The organism is Heyndrickxia oleronia (assembly GCF_017809215.1).
Classification (GTDB): Bacteria; Bacillota; Bacilli; order Bacillales; family Bacillaceae_C; genus Heyndrickxia; species Heyndrickxia oleronia.
On the sequence record NZ_CP065424.1, the window covers coordinates 4,926,888 to 4,949,267 of the forward strand.

Here is a 22,380-nt window from a genome sequence, read left to right on the forward strand (position 1 = left end):
ATAACCTTATTGGAATAAAAATTAAACTGGTGTTTCCTTAAAACATAAGAATCAATCCACTTGTAATTGGTGTTAAGATCATAGCAGCTTTTAAGACCACCTTCGGTACAAGGTTCGTAAATTTAGCCCCAATATATGCTCCCAGCATCGTGCCTATTAAAACTTGAATTAATAAAGTGACATCTAAAAATCCTTCTGTTGAAAACCCGACTCCTCCCCCAACTGCGATAGGAACAATTACAAGCATTGTGGTACCGATGGATTGACGAAGAGTAAGTCCAAGAAAAGTTAGCAGCCCTAATTGAATAAATGGCGTTGAGCCAATACCAAACGTACCCGATAGTATACCCGTAATCATACCTAAGCACGCTGCTTTCATGATTTGAGCCGAATTGATGGACCATTTTTTGTCTTCTCCATCTTTATTTTTCAACAGTAATAATCGAAGAATTAATAAAATTGCAGAAAGAAATAACATTCCACCTGTTAAATAATGCATCTCATTAGTAGGAATAAAGGCTGCAATTTTCGATCCAATTAAAGCTCCAATTGCTCCAAAGCCGCCTACTAACAGTCCTGCCTTAATAGAAATATTTCCTTCTCGATAATGACTAAAAGCACCAGATAAACTTGTAAAAGCCATTGCGGTTAAGGAAGTGGCCAATGCAGTATGAATTGGAATTTTGAATACAAGTGTAAGAATAGCAATAATAAATCCCGACCCACCTGCACCTACAAAGCCGAGAATTGCTCCTAAAAGTAACATAGTTAATACGATTGCCATGAATGACACTCCAATCAAACGTTCACAAAAATTGCTTTAAAATATTTATGATCACCAGAACATTATAGCATAAGGTAACACCATTAGAACTTGAAGCTATGGACAAAGAAAAAGACTGAATAAGAAAGGAAATAATCCTTTCTATCCAGTCTTTCTTACCAATGTATAAAATACTCTATATTGTTACTATATTTATTTAACCCATCCAAGGATCATTTCGCGAATTAATTTGCTTGCTGTGTTGGCCGTTTGTTCAGATGGATCATAGATTGGAGCTACTTCTACTAAATCACCACCTACTACCTTTACTTTCGAACGAGCGATTTCATGTATGGAGGCTAATAGTTCTTTAGAAGTAATACCACCGCAATCAACCGTACCAGTCCCTGGTGCATGTGCAGGATCAAGAACATCAATATCAATAGTTACATAAACCGGACGTCCTGCTAATAAAGGTAGAACCTTTCTTAATGGTTCAAGTACTTCAAATTTTGAAATATGCATTCCATTTTCTTTTGCCCATTCGAATTCTTCTTTCATTCCTGAACGAATACCAAATGAATAAACATTTCCAGGACCTATTAATTCTGCAGCTTTACGAATAGGTGTAGAATGTGACAATGGTTCCCCTTCATATTCCGAGCGTAAATCCGTATGAGCATCCATATGGATAATCGCTAGATCAGGGTATTTTTTATACATTGCCTTAATAACAGGCCATGAAACTAGGTGTTCTCCACCCATTCCAAGTGGAAATTTATTATCCTTTAATAGGCCATCAATATATTCCTCAATTAATTCAATACTGCGTTGTGGATTCCCGAAGGGTAATGGAATATCTCCTGCATCAAAGTATTTTACCTCTTCTAATTCACGATCCAAATATGGACTATATTCTTCTAATCCTATAGATACCTCTCTAATCCTTCCAGGACCGAAGCGTGAGCCTGGTCGATAGCTTACCGTCCAATCCATCGGCATTCCATAAATGACCGCTTGACTATCCTCATAATGAGGATGACTTTTAATGAATACATTTCCTGAGTAGGCTTCATCAAATCTCATTTGGTGATCCCCCTTCTATAAAAGGATATCCTCTGATATCTACTGTTTAAAATAATTATTCTGTTAAATCCTTTACGAATTTAGGCAATACGAATGCCGCTTTATGAAGCTCTTTCGTATAATATTTCGTGTTAATATCATGAAAACGGTCTTCACTTACTTCAAGTGGATCATATTTTTTAGAACCTACAGTAAATGTCCACATTCCACTTGGATACGTCGGTACATTAGCAATATAAAGTCTAGTAATCGGGAAAATTTCCTTTACATCTTTTTGTACCTCACGAATGAGATCAGCTTTGAACCAAGGATTGTCCGTTTGAGCAACGAAAAGTCCATCTTCTTTTAATGCTTTAGAAATTCCAGCATAGAAGCCTTTTGTAAATAGGTTAACCGCTGGACCTACAGGTTCAGTTGAATCTACCATAATGACATCATACTCATTTTCACTATTTGCAATATGCATAAAACCATCGTCAACCTGTACATCTACACGTGGATTTTCTAATTCACCAGCAATTTCTGGTAGAAACTTTTTAGAATACTCAATTACCTTTCCATCGATATCCACAAGAGTTGCCTTCTTCACACTTGGATGTTTTAAAATTTCACGAATAACTCCGCCATCACCACCACCAACAACAAGAACATTTTCTGGATTTGGGTGTGTAAATAAAGGGACATGGGCTACCATCTCATGATAGACAAACTCGTCCTTTTGAGTAGTCATGACCATATCATCCAAGAGTAACATATTGCCCCATTCCTCAGTTTCAACCATGTCTAATTTTTGAAACTCGGTTTGTTCTGTATGTAAAGTTTGTTTTATCTCCATTGTAATTCCAAAATGCTCTGTTTGTTTCTCTGTAAACCATAAACCACCCATCGTAAACTTCCTTTCCGTTTCATAGTTTTTGTCTTCCTATAGATGCTTCTACATCCATTTTTCCCTAAGACATTAAATACAAACATGAGAAAAAGTATAAAGAATTCTAGTCAAATTGCAAGAAAAATTTTTACTTGTTTTCTAAGAAATTTGTCACCTTATGTTTAAAAAAGGCTCTGTTTTTTCATACTGATAGAATATACATTTTATAAACATAAGACCTATGTTTTATTTGCAAAATAAATCTAGCACTGCCACCCACGCATATAAGATAAATGAGGTGATCATCATAGAAACAATGCCAAGTCCCAAAATAAAAAAAACGAAGCGATATTTTAGGCTATCCTTATTAGCCTTTTTAATCGTTCTTACTATATTCATTATTTTTATTGCTGGAATACTCATTTACGCAAAAATTTTAGGTCCACCGCCTCTATCTGTACCACAATCATCATTATACTATTCCAGCGATGGAAAGATTATTGGAGAGAGTAATAATGGTGAAAAACGATATTGGGTTAATATCGATGATATTTCTACGGATCTAATTCATGCGACCATATCGATTGAAGATCAAAATTTCTATGGTCACCACGGGTTTGATGTAAAGCGCATTGGTGGGGCAATTATCGCAGATATTAAAGCAATGGATAAGGTACAGGGAGCCAGCACCATATCACAGCAATATGCAAGAAATCTTTTTTTAACATTAGATAAAACTTGGAAAAGAAAGCTCTCAGAAGCATTTTTTACAATAAGACTTGAGATGAATTATGATAAAAACCAGATCTTAGAAGGGTATTTAAATACTATTAATTATGGCAATCAAGCGTACGGGATTGAAGCCGCAAGTCAATTTTATTTTGGAAAAAGTGCAAAAGACCTAAGTCTTGGAGAAGCATCTATTTTAGCCGGAATTCCAAAGGGGCCAAGTATCTATTCACCCATTACTAATTTTGATAGAGCAAAAACAAGGCAAAAAATCATTCTTCAAGCAATGGTTAAAAATAAATATATAACACAAAAAGAAGCAAATCTCGCTGAAAAGGAGAAACTCGCCATTGTAGGGGAACATTCATATCAAACTGCTACAATCGCTCCCTATTTTCAAGATACAGTTAGAAGTCTCCTAAAATCTAAGCTAAATATCGATGATCGCATCATTGATTTAGGAGGGTTACATGTATATACAACATTAAATACGAATCAACAGAAAATTGCAGAAGAAGTAGTAGAGGAAACCATTTCGGAGAATTCCAATATTCAAATTGGATTTGCTGCAATGGATCCTGAAACAGGATTTGTTTCCGCCCTTGTTGGTGGGAGAGACTATAATAAGAGTCAATATAATCGAGCTGTTCAAGCACTACGCCAACCAGGATCAACGATAAAGCCGCTATTATACTATGCAGCGTTAGAAAAGGGATTTACTCCAACCACAATGATGAAGAGTGAACCTACCACTTTTCGTTTTGATGATGGCCGATCAGAATATACCCCACATAATTTTAATAGCAAATATGCAAATGGTGATATTTCAATGGCACAAGCACTCGCACTTTCAGATAATGTCTTTGCTGTAAAAACTCATCTCTTTCTTGGGCAACAAACTTTAATTGATACAGCAAAGCAATTTGGAATTCATTCAAAAATGGCCAAGGTTCCTTCCCTTGCACTTGGCACTTCGGGCGTACGTGTCATTGATATGGTCAATGCATATAGCCTATTAGCTAACGGCGGAAATCAAGTAGAGCCTGTCTTTATTACTAAAGTGGAGGATTATCAAGGAAATATTCTCTACCAATATGAACCGAAAAAAGAGCAGGTACTAGATCCGAAATTAACCTTTGTTTTGGACCAAATGATGACAGGAATGTTTGATAAAAAATTAAATGGTTATTCCTCTGTAACCGGCGCAACGATTGCTAACCAAATGACTAGGCTATATGCTGGAAAATCAGGTTCAACTAATTCCGACAGTTGGATGATCGGATTCACACCTCAACTGACAGCTGGAGTATGGACCGGATATGATGAAGGAAAGACTATCACATTAACAGCTGATAAATTATATGCAAAAAATATTTGGATACGCTTTATGGAACGTTCACTCGAACATCAACCCATTAAAACCTTTAAAAAACCAAAGGGAGTCGTTTCTGTTCCTATAGACCCAGAAAGCGGTAAAATAGCAACAGCTGATTGCCCTGTTTCACGATTAACATATTTTGTTGCTGGCACAGAGCCAACCGATTACTGTGATACACACATTGGCAACTCCCCCCATCCACATAAACATAAAAAGTCAAAAAAGGAGGATAAACCATGGTTTAACAAACTTTTCCGCCTATTTTAGGAAGAGTGAAAGTGTAAATGAAGGAAAATATACTGATACATGGAAAAACTCGGGGTGTGCGTCCCCGAGTTTTTCGTGTCCTAGTTTGTAATTGCAAACCATCAATTTAAGTTTACTTATTTTCTTAAAAATCAGCAAGTGACTGTGGATAAATTCAAACAACTGTCACTTTTTGTTCACATTTATCTTTAACAAAGGCTGTTTTCGTATCATTAAAGTTGCTTTTGTAAAAGCCCCACAACCGGCTTTTACTCCCAATAAAGGATTCTAGCGGTTCTTATGGAGATTGCAGCTCTTTTCTCAATAAAATGAAACGTGTAGCGATCACTGTTGATATTTATTAGTTATAACTCTTCTTAAATAGCAAACCATGTTTGAGAAAAGAGCCTTAACAAGGCATCACGTTGGATCCTACTCTTCTTTACTCAACATGTAGGCCTTGCTTCAACTCATCACTTGAAAGATTCCACATCTCCTCATTATGGTCTTTTAAAAATTTCTCCAATACTTTTTTCGAATTTTCATCCATATGTTCGACAATAATATGACGTTTTAGCGATTTATCCAAACGATTGACATGCTCTGGCAATGATTTGTAGCCCCTACGTGCTTCCTTATTGACAGTCATTTCACACGCTGTAACCCCAGCATAATAGGGGCCCTCTACCTTCCGATCAATCGTCACCCATACCAACCAATATGGCTTCGCTCCCTCTGGAACCTCATCACGATTGGGCAAAAACTTTACCCTCTTTTCTACGGAGCTTCTTGCATGCATTGCACCAATGTCAACAAATGCTTCCCCTTCTTCTACATCAATAAATACTGGTGAAACATTTTCTAGACTTAATGAGCCAATTCCAAACCCTCTATGTCCATCAGTAGGGTCATTTTTAATAATATTAAATTCTACCTTCTTTTTTCCTTGTTCCATTGTAAGACCTCCTACATAAACATCGAAAATATCGATTGAAAGCACCTAATAAAGAATGTACTAACAGCCTGCATGATCGGATAAATTGTATATCTATCTAATGGAGTCACTAAAATAATTAAAAAAACTAAAATACTATATTGTTCATATTGTGTTAGCTTTGCCCTCATCGACGGACTTACTAAATCTTCTACAATTCGATACCCATCAAGCGGTGGTAGCGGAAATAAATTAAAAACAAAAAGCATCATATTTAGTTGGATAAATACATTTAAAAAATCTATGATGAAATTAGAAGTCGTCGTCCAAGAACCCGAAGAAATGATAAAATAAAAAATCCCATATCCGATAAAGGCCATTAGCAAATTGCTTACAGGACCCATGAGTGAAACTAAAACTCCTGCTGCCCTTGGGTTTTTAAAATGACGGCGATTCACTGGTACCGGACGTGCCCAACCAAATCCAGCAATTAATATAAGAATTGTACCCAATGGATCGAGATGTTGAATCGGATTTAGCGTCAAACGACCTTGATCTTTTGCTGTAGGGTCTCCAAATTTATAAGCAGTATATGCATGGGCAAACTCATGAACAGTAAATGCGATTAATAAAGTAATTACCACAAATGGAAGTTGTTCAATTGGATATCTTAATATTCCAGATAAAAAATTTGATAACTGATCCACAACCTATCCCCTTTTTAAAATATTTTATTATGTTCTTGTTAAACTTTATTTCTAGCAATAACATTCTTACTTCCATATTCACCAATTTAAAATCCTAGCGAAAAAAACCACTTTTTATAAGTATACAACAACATCGGATGAATTTCTTTTTTCCAGTTTAAAAAGGACGTCAATCACCATTATTCCCTTGCTTCCTTCTGCATAAAACCATACACTTTTATTATAGTGATTATTATTATATCTACATAAAGGAGATAGAAAAGATGCCATATATTACAGTAAAGATGTTAGAAGGACGTACTGAAGAGCAGAAAAAAGCACTTGTAGAAAAAGTGACCGAGGCTGTAAGTGAAACTGCTGGAGCACCTAAAGAAAACATTGTTGTTTTTATTGAAGAAATGACAAAAAATCATTATGCTGTCGGTGGAAAACGACTTAGTGAAAAATAATTCGATCACAGGACATAGTAACAACAGTTTAACTTATAAAAAATCGCTACGCCTCATTGATGGGGCTTAGCGATTTTTTTTAGTGAGTCAATATATTGATATGCTTGGTCAATTTCATCTTCAGTATAATTTTGTTTAGCCTTTACTTTATGAATCTTTTCAATAACCTCTGTGCGTGAAAGATTATCAAAATAGAGTACAGTTGATACCAATTCTAAGAAACGAGCATTTTGGTCATTCATATTTTCTAAGCACTCATCCAAATAGGGCATCTTCGTTTCATACATACTTAAAAACTCTCTTCCACTATCACTGATGGAATAACGGTATTGAAAATAGCCGCCCTTTTTTTCCTTAGTTTCTTCTATAAAACCTAAATTCGAAAGTTCTTCCACTCTTAATGTCAATTCTTCTGAATATGGCCCATAGAAGTGAAACTGGAATTTCTCTTGAAATGGAAAATCTAATTTTTTCGCGATATAAATCATTTTTTGCAGCTTTTTTCGTCCAATGATTTCTCCTGAAGCAGCAAGTGCCCCCATTAATCTAACATGATCATTTAACAATGAAACTCATCTCCTGCTTTACTCAAACTAGAAATATTACATCATAAACTTTCCAATATAGAACGAATCTTCTGCTTCATTTCACTGTTAGTCGTATCATCCTGAATGAGATCGGCTGGATAATATAACTTATGATCCGTTCTCCGTTTTCCCGAAATAGCATCAACAATATCAGATTCTCTCGATAATTCTCGGATTTCTCCGCTCTTTTTTAATAAATGAATAGGTAATCTTTCTTCCTCTTCACCTGGGCGATAGAAGTCATATGGTAGATCTGAGGACGAGTCAACGACTAAATAATAATTAGGATCAATTCCTACTTGTTTAAAAAGAGTTTCTAATTGGCTATGTACTTTAAACTGTTTTGCCGGATCAAAGTCAACATATTTGAATAGGCTTCTATTCACAAATCTCGTACATAAATCACTTAGAATCTTGTCTTCTTCTTCCTGCCACATTTGAAAATAATATAATATAATATGTTCATCCAATTTTAAATAGTCTTCTAATGTTAATTCATCCTCAAAAAGGGAATAAAAGTGGATTGGATGATGTTTGAATGAATAATATTCATCATGAAGCTCTTTTGCTCGGTGGAGGATTTTCGTTAGGATTACCTCCGCACTTCTTGTAACTGGGTGAAAATAAACCTGCCAATACATTTGATAGCGGCTCAAGATATAATCCTCAACTGCATGCATGCCACTATATTTAAATACCACCTGGTCTTCCTTCGGTCTCATAACGCGCAGCAATCTTTCCATATCAAAATTACCATAACTTACTCCGGTAAAGTAAGCATCTCTAAGTAAATAATCCATACGATCTGCATCCAATTGACTGGATATCAAACTCACAATCAACTTATTTTCATATGTTTTCGCAATTACTTCAGCTACCTTTGTTGGAAAATCTGCATTCACCTTACTTAAAATGGCATTTACTTCCGTATCCCCAACAATAATATCCTGTGTGAACTCTTCATGATCCAGATGAAATACCTTTTCAAAAGAGTGTGAGAATGGACCATGTCCTAAGTCATGCAAAAGGGCTGCACATAGGGTAAGAAGGCGATCTTCTGGGTCCCATTCAGGTCTTCCGTCAAAAACATCGTCAATAATTCTTCTAATAATTTCATATACACCTAGGGAATGATTAAAGCGACTATGTTCCGCTCCATGGAAAGTAAAGTAAGTTGTTCCAAGCTGGCGTATTCGACGCAGGCGTTGAAATTCTTTTGTAGCTATCAAATCCCATATTACCTTATCCCGTACATGGACATAACGGTGAACAGGATCCTTAAACACCTTCTCTTCGGTTAACTTCTGTTTAGAATATTCCATGTCTAACCCTCTTCCTAGACTATCATAATTTTATTATACCCGAGTTATTCTTCAATAGGAAAGTGGCTCGGAATAAATACCCTAAAAATTGGCATTCCATCTTTTTGGCTAGTGACAAGCTGAAATAAATTGGTAAAGGTAAGGATTATTTACCGTCTGTTTCAAAGTAATGTATGTAAATTCTTCTTATGGAAATTTGCGAAACTATTATAATTTTTATTTTTTACAATATTGGTATAAAAGTTGTTTCTTTTGTCCATCCTTTGATTAACGGGGAAAGTTAATTATGAAATGGGAGTTGAGAAGAATGAAAGATCGCCAAGATGCTTGGACAGAAGAAAATGATTTAATTTTAGCAGAAACAGTTTTACGGCATGTCCGTGAAGGCAGTACCCAATTAAATGCCTTTGAAGAGGTAGGAGACAGACTAAACAGAACATCTGCAGCCTGTGGTTTTCGCTGGAATGCTGTAGTGCGTCACGACTATGAGCAAGCATTACAATTAGCAAAGAAGCAGCGTAAACAAAGACAACGTTTACTCGGAAAAGACCAAGGTGGAAAGAAAAAGCTACTCTATCAGCCACCTACTCCAACCTTAGAAGAAGTTGGAGATACACCTTTGGAAACTATTAATCAGGAATTTGCAGAAGAAAAAGATGTAGTCAAAACGCCAATTACAGCTACTTCTACATCCATGAATAAAATCAACGAGGAATTAAATTTGCAGAAGGTTATAAGCTATTTACAATACTTAAATAGCACACAGTTTCAATCAACCATTTTAAAAAGCGAGAATGCAAGATTAAAGCGAGAAAATTTAGATTTAAAACATCAAAACGAGGATTTGCAAAATCGAATCCACGAGCTTGAAAAGAATTCTGTTACAATGCAGGAAGATTATGAAACCATGATGAAAATAATGAATAGAGCTAGAAAGCTTGTACTATTTGAAGAAGATGAACCATCGAATTCAACCTTCAAAATGGATCGCAATGGAAATTTGGAGAAACTGGCGGAGTAATTATAAAGCACATGCTCCTTGTTTAGCCAGCTATGAGAATCAAAAATGGGTAAGCTCCCCGATCTCACCAAAGAGACAGGAGCTGGATAAAGAAAGACCAACATATATAAAAAAGGTACACCCCGTTCTCAAAACATGTGACGGGGTGTACTTGTTGCTATTAAGAATTACCCTACCTTCTTAATTTGCTGTAATTGATACATTTGATAGTACTTTCCTTTACGTTCCATTAATTCCTCATGATTGCCTTTTTCAACAATTTCACCTTTATCTAAAACAAGTATTTGATCAGCGCTACGTATAGTCGATAATCGATGAGCAATGATGAAAGTGGTTCTCCCTTTTTTTAATACATCCATTGCCTCTTGAATCAATGCTTCTGTTTCGGTATCAATATTCGATGTGGCTTCATCTAAAATAAGTATAGCAGGATCAAAAGCTAATGCTCTGGCAAAGGAAATGAGTTGTCGTTGCCCTGATGAAAGTGTGCTACCTTTTTCAATAACTGGTTCATCAATGCCTTTTTCTAGATTTTTCAAGACTTTATCTGCTCCAACATCCTTTAATGCCTTTTCTACAACCTCACGTGTAATCCGCGGATCATTTAGACTTACATTGGTAGCAATCGTACCTGTGAATAAATATGGATCCTGAAGTACAATTGCCATATGCTCTCTCAAACTTTGTATCGATATATTTTTAATGCTAACTCCATCTATTTTTATATTCCCTCTCGTGGAATCATAAAATCTAAACAAGAGATTCATTATCGAACTTTTGCCAGAGCCTGTGTGCCCAACTAATGCAACTGTTTCACCATGTTTTGCTTCAAAGGTTATATTTTTCAACACATCATTATTCTCTTTATAGCCAAAATACACATGGTCAAAGGTCACATCGCCCTTATACCTTGGAATACGCTCATCACTCACATCTGTTCCTTTCTCATTAAGTAATTCAAAAACACGTTCTCCTGCTACTAAGGCCTGCTCCAAGTTGGCCAATTGATTAACCACACCTGTCACTGGTTGGAATAAACGATTGATGTAATCCACAAAAGCATATAAAACACCAAGGGTAACAAAAGAGCCTACACCGATCGAGCCTCCGCCAAAATACCAAATAAAAGCCACAAATGTAATATTCCTTAACACTGAAACTAGATTATGAGAAGTAAGAGCATTTAAGCTTAAAAGTTTATTTTGATAGTTAAAATGTGTTTGATTAAGCTCCTCAAATTCTTCTTTCATCTTTTCTTCACGGCGAAAGGCTTGGATGATATTCATCCCATTAATAGATTCATTAATTGTGGCATTAATTTCGCTGACTTTGGAACGAATCACATGATTATATTTTGAAGCATATTTGCGATAAACGATAACCCAAAGATAAAGTAATGGTAGTAATAGAAGACAAATAGCTGCCAACTTTACATTTAATATAAATAATGCAATATATATCCCTGTTATATAAATAGTACTTGTAAAGAAAGTAGCTAGAACGGTCACATACAATTCTCGAATCGCCTCTGTATCATTTGTTATGCGGGATACTACTTTTCCTGCGGGTAAATTATCGAAATAACGAATAGGCAATTTTTGAATATGTGCAAAAATATCTGTGCGCATCCTTTGAATGATCCGATTAGCTGCCTTTTGTAAATAATAATGCTGACCATATTGAAATAATGAAGCACATAATAAAAGTCCAAAGTAGAACAAAATCAGACGAATAATACGTGGAATTTCAGGCTGATAAAATTCCAATAACTGTGTAGTAGATATTTTTTTAGCTGTTAATGTTTGAATAGAATCCCCCTGTTTAATTGTTATTTTTCCTTTATGATAGGATCTTTCTCCATCCATTTGAATGGCTCCATTAATAAAATAAAAGCCTTTTCCCACTTGGATAATACGTACCTCTTTTCCTTTCTGCTCATCCGTACGGAAATATTGAGATCTTTTATAGTATTTACCCTCATACAAAACCGCATCTTTTCCTTTGACGGTTTCAAACCATGGGGATTCTATCCCTAAAACATGGCTATCAATCATCTTCTTTGCAATAAAAGGACCAGTTAACTCTGCACCTACTGAAAATGTAAGCATAAGTAAAGCAATAAGTATAAACTTTTTATATTCCATCGCATATTTAACTAATTTTTTGCCAACCTTCATCGTAACACCTCCTGACTATCTGAAGCTTCTAGCTGCTGACGTTGAAATTGTTCTAAATACCAACCTTCCTCTCGAATTAATGTCTCATGTGTTCCCTCCTGTAAAATTGCCCCGTCATCTAATACTAGAATCCAATCTGCATGTTCTACTCCAGATAGACGATGAGTTGTAATAATTGTCGTTTTCCCCTTTCGTTCCCGTTGAATATTTTCAATAATCCTAGTTTCCGTTTTAGCATCAACGGCAGATAGGGAATCATCTAAAATTAAAATCTCTGGATTTTTAATTAATGCACGGGCGATAGAGATTCTTTGCTTTTGCCCTCCGGAAAGAGCAACTCCCTTTTCCCCTACTAAGGTTTCTAATCCCTCTGGTAAAAGCTCTAGATCTTTTCTAAAAGATGCAAGATCAATTGCCTTCTGAATATCGTATTCCTTAGCATCTGGATGACCAAATAAAATATTTTCCCTAATTGTACGAGAAAAAAGAACATGATCCTGTGGTACATAGCCAATCCAATCGCGTACTTGTTCCTTTGTTTGATCACTAATATCCACTCCAGAAAGCGCAAAGCTACCTGAACCCTTTTCATATTCTCGGAGAAGTTGTTTAACAAAGGTTGTTTTCCCGCTTCCCGTTTTTCCCACGATTCCTAAAGTCTTTCCTCTTTTTAAATCTACATGAATATTCTTTAAATTCTCCACAGAGGAAGAAGGATATTGAAAATTATATTCGTGAAATTGTAGCCTATTCGGTTGATTAACCTGTACTGGTTTCTCTGGATTTTTAACATCCTCAGATGCACTTAGCGTTTCCTCTACGCGATCCAATGATGCGCTTCCTCGCTGCATGAGGTTCATTAATTCCCCAATGGCAAACATTGGCCAAATCAGCATACCTAGGTAAACATTAAAGGATACTAAATCTCCTAAAGTAATTGTTTGATGGAAAACGAGATATGCACCATAGCCTAAACCAATCAAATAGCTGAGCCCGGTTAAAACTTTTATTGTCGGGTCAAATAAAGAATCAATTTTTGCTACCTTCATATTTTTTACGAAAACATCTTCAGTCATTTGGTGGAAACGGTCTTCATCCGCCCTTTCCTGAACATATGCCCGTATTACTCTCACTCCCGCAACTGATTCAAGCACTTTATCGTTCAAATCACCAAATGAATCTTGGGCTGCAATAAACCGCTCATGGATTTTCTTTCCGTAAATAGTCATTAAAGCCGCCATAATCGGTAATGGCAATATAGCGGCTAAAGTAAGCTTCCAACTAATGAGAAAACTCATTGTAAACAATATTGTAATCATATATATAGTTGAATCTGTTAACGTTAAGATACCAAAGCCTGCAGTTACGGAGACGGCTTTTAAATCATTGGTTGCACGAGCCATTAAATCACCCGTTCGATTTCTTTCAAAAAATGCAGGTGACATTTTAAAAAAATGCCCCATTAAACGTGAACGAAGTTTCCTCTCAACGAGGTATGCTCCGCCAAATAATTGATACATCCAAACATACGTAATACCATAACAAACAACCGTAATAAGCAATAAATAGAGTAAGTATTTTATTACGCCATCCCATGTTAAACTGCCAACATGAATATCATCAATGGCCATACCCACTAGCTTCGGCGGAATTACTTCTAAAATACCAACAATCAATAATAATAGCACTGCAATAACATACCGCTTCCACTGCTCCTTAAAAAACCAACGAAGCTTCCACAAAACTCGAAACATTTTCCCACCACCCAATTCGAAATAAAAAAATGGGCAGCTGCACTAGCAGCTGCCCATTAAACTACAACTAAAAAAAACAGTTGTAGCGAAGACAACAAAAAAGCACAGAAAAACAATACGCCTCCTGTGCTTAATCATATCAATAGTAAAGAGAGAATAAATTAGATCCAAAGCGTTGGACAGGTAGCGTGATATATAAAGTTAGTTAATTCAGTATGGTTAAAATCAATGTATATCATCACAATACCTCCCTTGCTTTCAAATATTTTGGTAATACTTTGTTAGATTACCACCAATTAAATTGTGTGTCAATTGCTAATTTTTAATTTAATATCCCATTTAAACAAATCGTTCATTTCTCTCTACAATTCTCTGATAATATTCTTCATACCACCTTAACTCTTCACCTGTTAAGGGCTCAGAAAATATTTGCTGAGACATTCCCTTAAGTGCTTTTAGAAAGCGAAGCATAACATCCTGTACCGTGATTTGAGCATCTAGTAATTCTGCAAGTGATGCCATGACTTCTGGATAAATATCCGGATAAGTCCATTTGGTTTCGATTCCTTTTCTTGCCTTTTCATAAAACTGTTGAATATGTCTAGCACGCTCCTGTCCACTTCCAGTCACACATAAATAAATTTGCACAGCTACCCCTTTTCTAATGCGCCTCTGTGAAATACCTGCAAATTTTTTTCCGTCTATACTTAAATCATAGCTTCCTGGACAGTAGGATCCAATGATTTCTCTTGCATCAATGACCGCTTCAAAATCAGAAAACATCAATTTAATTAGGGACCACATGGCATCGTATCCTCTATTAATATCAATTCCCTTGTCCGTATCTGGAAAAATTAGCGAAAGATTTAATACCCCTTCATCTAAAACAACTGCTAATCCTCCTGAGTTACGAACAATATATCGATACCCTTGCTGTTCTAAATAATGCAATCCATCTTCTAGAAAAGGCAGCTTCGTATCTTGTATTCCTAATACAATTGTTTGATGATGGACCCATGATCTCGCCGTTGCTGTTGAATAGCCTGAACCAACGGATGCACAAAGAGTATCATCCATTGCAAAGGATTGTAGTGCATCAAATTGCACCCCTAAGCTTGATTGATCAATAATTCTCCACTTTTCCTGTTTTAATAATGTTAGTGCCTGCTCCATCTTGCTTCTCCTTCGTACCACTTATTAGTTTTATAAGATAAGAAGGTTCCTTCTTACAAAACTTGGGCTGCTGTAATTAGTGCTAAATTATAAACATCCTCCTCATTGCAGCCTCTAGATAAATCATTGACAGGAGCATTTAGCCCTTGCAAAATCGGTCCAACTGCCTCAAATCCACCTAAACGCTGTGCGATTTTATAGCCAATGTTCCCTGCCTCTAAACTTGGAAAGACAAATACATTTGCATCCCCTTGTATAACAGAATCTGGTGCCTTTTTCTTTGCTACTGATGGAACAAATGCCGCATCAAACTGAAACTCCCCATCTAAAGTAAGGTTAGGTGCAAGTTGTTTAGCAATTTCCACAGCCTCGGTTACTCTTTCTGTTTCAGGAGATTTTGCTGATCCTTTTGTTGAAAAACTTAACATAGCAACCTTTGGCTCTATATCAAACATTTTAGCAGTTTTCGCACTTTCAATCGCTATTTCAGCTAAATCTTGACTATCTGGAGCAATATTAATGGCACAGTCAGCAAACACATATTTCTCTTCATTCCTTACCATAATGAATACTCCAGAAGTTTTTTGAACTCCTTCCTTTGTCTTAATAATTTGCAAAGCAGGTCTTACTGTATCTGCTGTCGAGTGGGCCGCACCACTTACTAGTCCATTTGCTTTTTCCATATAAACAAGCATTGTTCCAAAATAGTTTTCATCCAATAATATTTTTCGTGCCTCATCCTCAGTCACCTTCCCTTTTCTTCTAGTAACAAAGGAATGAACCATTTCGTCCATAAGCTCATATTTTTTCGGGTTCAACACATCGATATTGTCTATAGCAATACCTAGCTGATTTGCTTTCTTCAGAATTTCTTTTTCATCCCCCAGTACGATTGGCTTAATAACCTTTTCCGCTGCAAGTCTTCCAGCCGCACCTAAAATTCTCTCATCTAAGCCTTCAGGAAAAACAATCGATAGATTCTTTCCAGATAATTTACGTTTCAATTCAGTAAAAAGATTGCTCAAAATTGATCCTCCTTAATAAATCATTTCTTTTAGCATAACCAAATTTATCATAATCGTAAGTGATAAATGAACAGATTTCATTAAATCGTAAAATTGTATTCCGGTTCTTGTCTGTTTTTCAACAATTAAGATTGAAAATGAGTGATTTGGAAAAACTATGCTATAGTAATGATAGAGATAATTAAGAATAGGAGTGATCTAGATGAGTGAAGCAGCTCAAACATTAGATGGTTGGTATTCCTTACATGATTTAAGAGCGATGAATTGGACGGCTTGGAAAGAACTTTCAAGTGATGAAAGACAAGCAGCTATCCAAGAATTTCACCAATTTCTAAATAAATTAAATGAAACACAAGAAAAGAAAGAAGGAAGTCATGCTTTATACACAATCATTGGGCAAAAAGCTGATTTTATCCTTTGGATGCTTCGCCCAACAATGGAAGAGTTAAATGACTTAGAAAATGAATTTAATAAACTCACAATCGCAGAGTATACGATTCCTACATATTCTTATGTGTCAGTTGTAGAGTTAAGTAATTATGTAGGTGGTGGAGACTCTAACGAAGATCCATATGAAAATCCATATGTAAAATCAAGATTGTATCCAATCCTTCCAAAATCTAAATATATTTGCTTCTATCCAATGGATAAGCGGAGACAAGGTAATGATAACTGGTACATGCTTTCTATGGATGACCGTCGTGAATTAATGAGAAGCCATGGCCTTATTGGACGTAAATATGCAGGCAAGGTGAAACAAATTATTACTGGTTCCGTTGGTTTAGATGATTATGAATGGGGTGTCACTTTATTCTCTGACGATATGCTTCAATTCAAGAAGCTTGTCTATGAAATGAGATTTGATGAAGTGAGTGCACGTTATGGTGAATTCGGCTCCTTCTTCGTAGGAAATCTTTTAGAAGAGGAAAAAATCGCTCAATTTTTACATGTAAACTAACAAAATCTAAATGCAAGGATGCTAACACACTTTACCGGTTAGCATCCTTTTTTATTCAAATTCTGTATCTCACTAAGATTAATTGGAGAGTAAAATAGATTTTTCTAGCATATCTCCCCTTCCTCATACATACATATGAATTGTAAAAGCTTATCTTATAACACTCACCACATAACTGTTATGAAATGAACAAAGAGAGGTGACATACTGATTCGTCATACCTTCGTCTAGGCGATCATGATTATTCATGACGACGTGACACGTAACGATTGATCAGTAAATAGAGAAATTTTGGTTAGGGAGGGAGAATTTTGTCAAAGTCAAATTATAATCCACCTTATGGTTACCAAGCCCCACAGGGTTCTGGATCACAGGGATATTATGGGGGATATCCTCCACAGTATACTGCACAGCAACAAGTACCACCAGCAGGTATTCCATTTTCACCTCAACAAGGGGGAGGCTCAAACGCAACTGGACCTAATGTTCCAGGCATGCTACCACCTGAGCAATCGTATATTGAAAATATTTTACGTCTAAACAAAGGAAAGCTAGTCACTCTGCATGCCACTTTTGAAAATAACCGAGAGTGGAATGCAAAGATATTTAAAGGAATTATTGAAGCTGCAGGACGGGATCATGTTATTTTAAGTGACCCACAATCTGGGGAACGTAACTTAATTCCAATGGTTTATGTAGATTACATTACATTTAGTGAGGAAATTGAATACGAGTACCCATTCGGGGCTGCTCCAAATCTTTCTACGTATTCCCCAAGATAAAACAAGGCTGTCTACAAGTTAAAGCTGACCCCACGACTGAATACTATTTCATGTGGGGTTAGATGCCTTGAAGACAGCCTTATTTTTATAGGTATTTTACTGCGGCAATAACTAACAGAACCCAAGCTACTAAAAATGCTACTCCCCCAATAGGGGTAATTGCTCCTAATATACCAATCTTGGTTAGGCTTAATATATATAAGCTACCAGAGAATAGAATAATACCAACTAACATTAACCAGCCAGACCAAGACATAAGTGAGGAACCCTGTATATTACCCGCAATGATGCCGACCGCAATCATCCCCAAAGCATGGAACATTTGATAGTTTACCCCTGTTTTCCAAATGTCTAGATATTTCGGATCTAATTTATCTGCCAGACCATGTGCTCCAAATGCGCCAAGAGCAACTGATAGAAATGCATTAATTGCACCAATAATAATAAATACCTTCAACCTTTTCACTCCTTCTTTTTATAAGTACTTTATTCTTGCCTATCCATTCATTTTCATTTTATGAAAAGTACGTCTAGAAATCAAAAATTGACTCCCCATTTGCCCCATCATCTGTTTTAAGTGGTTTATTTTCCGTTAATGTAATAGAGGGAACAGTCGTAGAGAAATTTTGCTGGTGCTTTCGTTGCACATCTCCCATTCCAGCATCCTCTTGATCATTATTAGTTAAAATAATCTCACAAAGCGTCTTAATTGAATAAATATGATTCTTCAATTTTCCTTTATCATCTACGTTTTTTGCAAAAGTGATTTCCTGTTCCATTCTATTTAATAAAGACGTCACTGATATACTCATTCTTTCATCTCCAATATATATGAATAGTTATGAGTTATTTTACCACACTTAGTTTAAATCCTCCCCTTACACATTTAACTTCATTCGACATGTTTCACGTGAAACATGTAGTTATTTGTCATAATTCAAAATCATTTAAAAAAACTCTTTTCTAAACCATTGTTGCTATTAAAGTGAAATTTAACTAATAAATATCGTCTGAAGATCGGTAGTCCTTTCGTTTTACTAGAAAAAGAGCTGCAATCTTTAGTAGAACTGCAAAATTCTATATTTGGTGTAAAAGCAACAAATATATGAAAACAGCCATAAAAAAATTATGTTTATCCATTTAATAATCGGTTATATAAATAGTAGACGAGGTGATAGAGACCTCAAAACTAAAGGAGGAGATTTTTCCATGTATAAAGTAAACATAGTTGAAAATGGATTGGAAGCATCAAATCTTATTAGCGAATTACAGAATGAAGGATATTTAAAAAGTGAAATTTATATATTTGCTCACGGGGAAGAAAGGTCAAAAGATATTACTGAAGCAACTGAGACCGGTAAAGTTGGAGTGGAAGAACAAGGTGTTTTAAATACTTTGGGGAATGTCTTTAAAAAGAGAGGGGACGAGCTTAGATCAAAAATGTCTGCCCTAGGATTAACTGATCATCAAGCTGCCGACTGTGAAAAACAGCTTGATCAGGGGAAATTAGTTGTCATCGCATCAAAGGAAACAACTAAGGAGCCCCTAATAGGGAATCCCTATATTTAATTGCATTGTCCATTAAAAGGCCTGGCCCTCACTAAAGAGTGATTGTGAGGGTCAGACCCTCTTTTTGTCTTTCTACCCCATTAAGGAATAATAAATCCTTCTTGCTTTTGCTGGATCGTTTGTCCCATGAATGAGTGCACGCCCATCCTTAAATAAAACCAGCCTTATTTCTTCTTTTTGGATAGATACTAAATAAGGATTTTGTTTTACCTCGTATCCAGCTTGTTTCCATTGGGATGCAAGTTCTCCCAGAGATAGATGTGAAATAGTTGATGGACGAATTTGTACCGTATTTCTCCCACAAAGAACAGCAAATTTTGTTTGCTCCTCAAATGCCAAAAATGGATACGTTCTCTCTTTCCCACATGTTGGACAATCCATATTTCTTATCGCATCACTTGTTTTAATTGATAAATACTGGTTCTCCCAAAGATCAAAAGTAATATACGTATTCCGAAGCGCCTTCTCACTCTCGCTTAAAATTTTCAACGCCTCTGCTACCTGATATGAAGTGACCATTTGTACTGTTGGTGCAATAATTCCGACCGTATCACAAGTTTGCCCCCTCATTGGAATCTTTTGGAGCAGACAATGTAAACAAGGAGTTTTCCCCGGAATAATTGTATAGGTTGAACCGAAGCTACCAACACATGATCCAAAAATCCATGGAACATTATATTTATGAGCAATATCATTCAAAATGAATCTAATTTCAAAATTATCAGTTCCATCTATAATTAGATCAACGTTTGGAGCTAGTTGTTCTAATATAAGGATATCTGCTTCACCAACGATTGCATTAATGTAGACATCATGGTTAATCTCAGAAAGTCTATGTTTAGCAGCAACTACTTTTGGCATTTTTTCCTTAGCATCCATTTCTGTATATAATTGCTGACGTTGAAGATTACTTTCTTCTACATAGTCTCGATCTATTAAAGTTAATTTCCCTACTCCTGCTCTAGTTAGCATCTCAGAAATACTAGAACCTAAAGCACCTAAACCTATAATGAGAACATGCTTTTTCTCTATGCGTCGCTGACCATCAATGCCAATTGGCGCAAAGAGAATTTGCCTTGAATATCGATCACTCATTTCATTCTCACCCTCCACTTACAGGTGGAATGAGTGCAACAACATCGCCTTTTTGTAAAACTGTATCAGTAGGGCTAAATTCCTCATTAACTGCAATCATAAGATTTTCAATATTGAGTAATGAATATTTCTCGAGTAAATAGTCTAATAAATCTTTAACAGAACCCTCAAAGGCGTCAATTTTTATTTCTGCTTCTCCTACCTGCTCTCGCAACTGTGCGAATAACATCACTTTAATCATTAAGATCAACCTCCTTTGGTTTCCCTGTTTCATATTCCCTCGTTCCTAACTGATTACCGATCCATTCTTCTCCATCTTCCCAATATTCCTTTTTCCAAATTGGCACCATTTCCTTTATTCGTTCAATAGCATAGCGATTTGCCTCATAGCTTTCAGCACGATGGGGAGTCGATGTTGCAATTACTACTGCAATATCAGTGATTTCCAAACGTCCAATCCGATGCGTTATGGCTGTTTTCGTACCAGGCCAACGCTCACTAATCTCGTTACCAATTTGCTCAAGCTTTTTAATAGCCATGGATTCATAAGCTTCATATTCTAAATACACCGTTCGCTTTCCCTCAGTTAATTCTCTTACAGTACCAATAAAAGTAGTAATAGCTCCTGCATTTCTTTGAACAACTTTTTGAACAACAGCTTCTAACACGATCGGTTCTTTGGTAATTTCATAATTCATGTTTGTCACCTCTAATCCTTCTATCAATCTCTAACGCAAGCCTGTAATCTTCTTTTGTATTCATATTCCAAAAGCTATCATTCCATATATCTTGTAAATCCTTTGGTGCATCCTGTTTTTCAACGATTTTCATATGTAATTGGCTTAATAAATCTGTAACCCGTCTTTTTTTCTCTACTAAACAATTTCGAACAACTGGAACAATTCGTCTGTTATAAGCTCCAAACAAAGGATGTAATTGACCGTCCTCAGAAGGTATCACCGCATCATAATCTCCCTGAACAAGTTCAGCTTCTAACCACCCTCCCATAGCACTTGATGCAAAAGGCATATCACATGCTATGATTAAAGAAGTAGCTGTTGTCGCTTCCTTCAATCCAGTATATATTCCTGCAAGAGGACCTTGTCCCCTAAATTCTTTCACATCACTTTTTATGGTAACTCGTAAATCATCATATACCTCAGGTTGGTTAGTGATAAGAATAATCTGATGGGAAATAGTAGAATATTCATCTACTAATCGATCAATTACTCTCATCTCACCAATTGTTAGTAAGGCTTTATTTTCTCCCATTCGACTTGACTTTCCACCCGCCAGTATAATTGTATCCATTATTCAGCTCCTTTAAGGTGCGACTAATTCGACTTTAATCCTATCTGGGTCTTCAAAATATAAAGCATAATGATGTTCTCCTCCAGCATAAGGATGTCGATCAGCATAAAGAATGTTTATTCCCTTTTTCAATAATTCATTCGATATATCATCCACTTGTTCTTTTGAATGCGCATGAAAGGCTAAATGATTCAATCCTACTCGGCAACGATGGTAAGGAATCTCCAGATATTTTTCCTGTGTCTGTACAAAAACTAGATAAGTGTTCTCACACTTCCAACTGATACCAGACTCCCATTTTTGAAATGGTTCATATCCTAGCCTTTCTAAAAACCATCCCCAAAATTTCGCCGATTCTTCTAAATTCGAAACATATATTTCTAAGTGATGAAGCAAAACAAACTCCCCCCTATAAGCGTATGTATCTATTTCTATAATCTTACTTT

At 36.0% G+C, this 22,380-nt stretch carries 24 protein-coding genes; 6 read left to right on the top strand and 18 right to left on the bottom strand.

The annotated features are described in order from the left end of the window. Positions 1-37 precede the first annotated feature (37 nt). The 3 genes from I5818_RS24665 to speE form a co-directional block, all read right to left on the bottom strand. Entirely contained in the window at positions 38-784 is a 747-nt protein-coding gene (locus I5818_RS24665) for a sulfite exporter TauE/SafE family protein (RefSeq protein WP_058005780.1), read from the bottom strand. A 192-nt stretch (positions 785-976) separates the two neighbouring features. After that, a complete protein-coding gene (speB, locus tag I5818_RS24670) occupies positions 977-1,849 on the bottom strand; it encodes an agmatinase (protein ID WP_058005779.1) in 873 nt (290 codons plus the stop codon). Between the two features lie 55 nt (positions 1,850-1,904). Next, positions 1,905-2,735 (bottom strand): spermidine synthase, encoded by an 831-nt coding sequence (speE, locus tag I5818_RS24675; protein WP_058005778.1) that lies wholly within the window; start codon positions 2,733-2,735, stop codon positions 1,905-1,907. A gap of 298 nt (positions 2,736-3,033) precedes the next feature. On the opposite strand from speE, the gene I5818_RS24680 reads away from it, so the two are divergent. Further along, a complete protein-coding gene (locus I5818_RS24680) occupies positions 3,034-5,091 on the top strand; it encodes a transglycosylase domain-containing protein (protein ID WP_139254974.1) in 2,058 nt (685 codons plus the stop codon). A gap of 421 nt (positions 5,092-5,512) precedes the next feature. Here the strand turns inward: I5818_RS24680 and I5818_RS24685 are convergent, their stop codons facing one another. Both I5818_RS24685 and I5818_RS24690 read right to left on the bottom strand, forming a co-directional pair. Continuing rightward, positions 5,513-6,025, bottom strand: a complete 513-nt coding sequence (locus tag I5818_RS24685) for a YwhD family protein (protein ID WP_058005777.1) — start codon at positions 6,023-6,025, stop codon at positions 5,513-5,515. Positions 6,026-6,036: 11 nt separating this feature from the next. Beyond that, positions 6,037-6,711, bottom strand: coding sequence for a site-2 protease family protein (locus I5818_RS24690; protein WP_071977515.1), 675 nt, complete (start codon positions 6,709-6,711; stop codon positions 6,037-6,039). Between the two features lie 197 nt (positions 6,712-6,908). On the opposite strand from I5818_RS24690, the gene I5818_RS24695 reads away from it, so the two are divergent. Beyond that, entirely contained in the window at positions 6,909-7,160 is a 252-nt protein-coding gene (locus tag I5818_RS24695; protein WP_071977514.1) for a 2-hydroxymuconate tautomerase, read from the top strand. A 53-nt stretch (positions 7,161-7,213) separates the two neighbouring features. On the opposite strand, the gene I5818_RS24700 is transcribed toward I5818_RS24695, so the two are convergent. Beyond that, positions 7,214-7,726, bottom strand: coding sequence for a YwgA family protein (locus I5818_RS24700; RefSeq protein ID WP_058005774.1), 513 nt, complete (start codon positions 7,724-7,726; stop codon positions 7,214-7,216). A gap of 41 nt (positions 7,727-7,767) precedes the next feature. Beyond that, entirely contained in the window at positions 7,768-9,069 is a 1,302-nt protein-coding gene (locus I5818_RS24705) for an HD domain-containing protein (RefSeq protein WP_058005773.1), read from the bottom strand. 307 nt (positions 9,070-9,376) lie between these two features. On the opposite strand from I5818_RS24705, the gene I5818_RS24710 reads away from it, so the two are divergent. Beyond that, a complete protein-coding gene (locus I5818_RS24710) occupies positions 9,377-10,090 on the top strand; it encodes an RsfA family transcriptional regulator (RefSeq protein WP_058005772.1) in 714 nt (237 codons plus the stop codon). A 167-nt stretch (positions 10,091-10,257) separates the two neighbouring features. On the opposite strand, the gene I5818_RS24715 is transcribed toward I5818_RS24710, so the two are convergent. The 4 genes from I5818_RS24715 to pta all read right to left on the bottom strand — a co-directional run bounded on the left by I5818_RS24715 (position 10,258) and on the right by pta (position 16,219). Further along, positions 10,258-12,267: an ABC transporter ATP-binding protein gene (locus I5818_RS24715; protein ID WP_078109671.1), complete on the bottom strand. Its 2,010-nt coding sequence runs from the start codon at positions 12,265-12,267 to the stop codon at positions 10,258-10,260. After that, on the bottom strand, positions 12,264-14,021 hold the full coding sequence (locus I5818_RS24720) for an ABC transporter ATP-binding protein (protein WP_071977511.1): 1,758 nt from the start codon (positions 14,019-14,021) through the stop codon (positions 12,264-12,266). The genes I5818_RS24715 and I5818_RS24720 overlap by 4 nt, the downstream gene beginning before the upstream one ends. A 339-nt stretch (positions 14,022-14,360) precedes the next feature. After that, positions 14,361-15,194, bottom strand: coding sequence for an octanoyl-[GcvH]:protein N-octanoyltransferase (gene lipL / locus I5818_RS24725; RefSeq protein WP_071977510.1), 834 nt, complete (start codon positions 15,192-15,194; stop codon positions 14,361-14,363). Between the two features lie 53 nt (positions 15,195-15,247). After that, positions 15,248-16,219 carry a phosphate acetyltransferase gene (gene pta, locus I5818_RS24730; protein WP_071977509.1) on the bottom strand — a complete coding sequence of 324 codons (972 nt, stop codon included), beginning with the start codon at positions 16,217-16,219 and terminating at the stop codon, positions 15,248-15,250. 202 nt (positions 16,220-16,421) lie between these two features. Between pta and hemQ the strand changes: the two genes are divergently transcribed. Together hemQ and gerQ are read left to right on the top strand one after the other, a co-directional pair. After that, the gene (gene hemQ / locus I5818_RS24735; RefSeq protein ID WP_058005767.1) at positions 16,422-17,177 is read left to right on the top strand and encodes a hydrogen peroxide-dependent heme synthase; all 756 of its coding nucleotides are present in this window, start codon (positions 16,422-16,424) and stop codon (positions 17,175-17,177) included. Positions 17,178-17,488: 311 nt separating this feature from the next. After that, a complete protein-coding gene (gene gerQ, locus I5818_RS26175) occupies positions 17,489-17,959 on the top strand; it encodes a spore coat protein GerQ (protein WP_058005766.1) in 471 nt (156 codons plus the stop codon). An 85-nt stretch (positions 17,960-18,044) separates the two neighbouring features. Here the strand turns inward: gerQ and I5818_RS24745 are convergent, their stop codons facing one another. Next, entirely contained in the window at positions 18,045-18,416 is a 372-nt protein-coding gene (locus tag I5818_RS24745) for a DUF423 domain-containing protein (protein WP_078109670.1), read from the bottom strand. Between the two features lie 73 nt (positions 18,417-18,489). After that, positions 18,490-18,771, bottom strand: a complete 282-nt coding sequence (locus I5818_RS24750; protein WP_078109669.1) for a YwdI family protein — start codon at positions 18,769-18,771, stop codon at positions 18,490-18,492. A 397-nt stretch (positions 18,772-19,168) separates the two neighbouring features. Here I5818_RS24750 and I5818_RS24755 point away from each other — a divergent pair, with 397 nt between their 5' ends. Beyond that, the gene (locus tag I5818_RS24755) at positions 19,169-19,528 is read left to right on the top strand and encodes a YflT domain-containing protein (RefSeq protein ID WP_078109668.1); all 360 of its coding nucleotides are present in this window, start codon (positions 19,169-19,171) and stop codon (positions 19,526-19,528) included. A gap of 72 nt (positions 19,529-19,600) precedes the next feature. On the opposite strand, the gene I5818_RS24760 is transcribed toward I5818_RS24755, so the two are convergent. Genes I5818_RS24760 through I5818_RS24780 form a run of 5 tightly spaced genes read right to left on the bottom strand, consistent with a single transcriptional unit; the run spans position 19,601 to position 22,330 of the window. Further along, complete coding sequence (locus I5818_RS24760; protein WP_078109667.1) at positions 19,601-20,623, bottom strand: ThiF family adenylyltransferase; 1,023 nt, start codon at positions 20,621-20,623, stop codon at positions 19,601-19,603. A gap of 7 nt (positions 20,624-20,630) precedes the next feature. Next, on the bottom strand, positions 20,631-20,864 hold the full coding sequence (gene moaD / locus I5818_RS24765; RefSeq protein WP_078109666.1) for a molybdopterin converting factor subunit 1: 234 nt from the start codon (positions 20,862-20,864) through the stop codon (positions 20,631-20,633). After that, positions 20,857-21,321, bottom strand: a complete 465-nt coding sequence (locus I5818_RS24770) for a molybdenum cofactor biosynthesis protein MoaE (RefSeq protein ID WP_078109665.1) — start codon at positions 21,319-21,321, stop codon at positions 20,857-20,859. Before I5818_RS24770 ends, moaD begins: the two co-directional genes overlap by 8 nt. Next, the gene (mobA, locus tag I5818_RS24775; RefSeq protein ID WP_078109664.1) at positions 21,311-21,934 is read right to left on the bottom strand and encodes a molybdenum cofactor guanylyltransferase; all 624 of its coding nucleotides are present in this window, start codon (positions 21,932-21,934) and stop codon (positions 21,311-21,313) included. The genes I5818_RS24770 and mobA overlap by 11 nt, the downstream gene beginning before the upstream one ends. A gap of 12 nt (positions 21,935-21,946) precedes the next feature. Then, a complete protein-coding gene (locus tag I5818_RS24780) occupies positions 21,947-22,330 on the bottom strand; it encodes a VOC family protein (RefSeq protein ID WP_078109663.1) in 384 nt (127 codons plus the stop codon). Positions 22,331-22,380: the final 50 nt, after the last annotated feature.

Bases quoted from the DNA above. Each gene is read 5' to 3' on its own strand.
- I5818_RS24665 (WP_058005780.1), bottom strand. From the start codon at position 784: ATGGCAATCGTATTAACTATGTTACTTTTAGGAGCAATTCTCGGCTTT.
- speB (WP_058005779.1), bottom strand. From the start codon at position 1,849: ATGAGATTTGATGAAGCCTACTCAGGAAATGTATTCATTAAAAGTCAT.
- speE (WP_058005778.1), bottom strand. From the start codon at position 2,735: ATGGGTGGTTTATGGTTTACAGAGAAACAAACAGAGCATTTTGGAATT.
- I5818_RS24680 (WP_139254974.1), top strand. From the start codon at position 3,034: ATGCCAAGTCCCAAAATAAAAAAAACGAAGCGATATTTTAGGCTATCC.
- I5818_RS24685 (WP_058005777.1), bottom strand. From the start codon at position 6,025: ATGGAACAAGGAAAAAAGAAGGTAGAATTTAATATTATTAAAAATGAC.
- I5818_RS24705 (WP_058005773.1), bottom strand. From the start codon at position 9,069: ATGGAATATTCTAAACAGAAGTTAACCGAAGAGAAGGTGTTTAAGGAT.
- I5818_RS24710 (WP_058005772.1), top strand. From the start codon at position 9,377: ATGAAAGATCGCCAAGATGCTTGGACAGAAGAAAATGATTTAATTTTA.
- I5818_RS24715 (WP_078109671.1), bottom strand. From the start codon at position 12,267: ATGAAGGTTGGCAAAAAATTAGTTAAATATGCGATGGAATATAAAAAG.
- I5818_RS24720 (WP_071977511.1), bottom strand. From the start codon at position 14,021: ATGTTTCGAGTTTTGTGGAAGCTTCGTTGGTTTTTTAAGGAGCAGTGG.
- lipL (WP_071977510.1), bottom strand. From the start codon at position 15,194: ATGGAGCAGGCACTAACATTATTAAAACAGGAAAAGTGGAGAATTATT.
- hemQ (WP_058005767.1), top strand. From the start codon at position 16,422: ATGAGTGAAGCAGCTCAAACATTAGATGGTTGGTATTCCTTACATGAT.
- I5818_RS24750 (WP_078109669.1), bottom strand. From the start codon at position 18,771: ATGAGTATATCAGTGACGTCTTTATTAAATAGAATGGAACAGGAAATC.
- I5818_RS24755 (WP_078109668.1), top strand. From the start codon at position 19,169: ATGTATAAAGTAAACATAGTTGAAAATGGATTGGAAGCATCAAATCTT.
- I5818_RS24760 (WP_078109667.1), bottom strand. From the start codon at position 20,623: ATGAGTGATCGATATTCAAGGCAAATTCTCTTTGCGCCAATTGGCATT.
- moaD (WP_078109666.1), bottom strand. From the start codon at position 20,864: ATGATTAAAGTGATGTTATTCGCACAGTTGCGAGAGCAGGTAGGAGAA.
- I5818_RS24770 (WP_078109665.1), bottom strand. From the start codon at position 21,321: ATGAATTATGAAATTACCAAAGAACCGATCGTGTTAGAAGCTGTTGTT.
- mobA (WP_078109664.1), bottom strand. From the start codon at position 21,934: ATGGATACAATTATACTGGCGGGTGGAAAGTCAAGTCGAATGGGAGAA.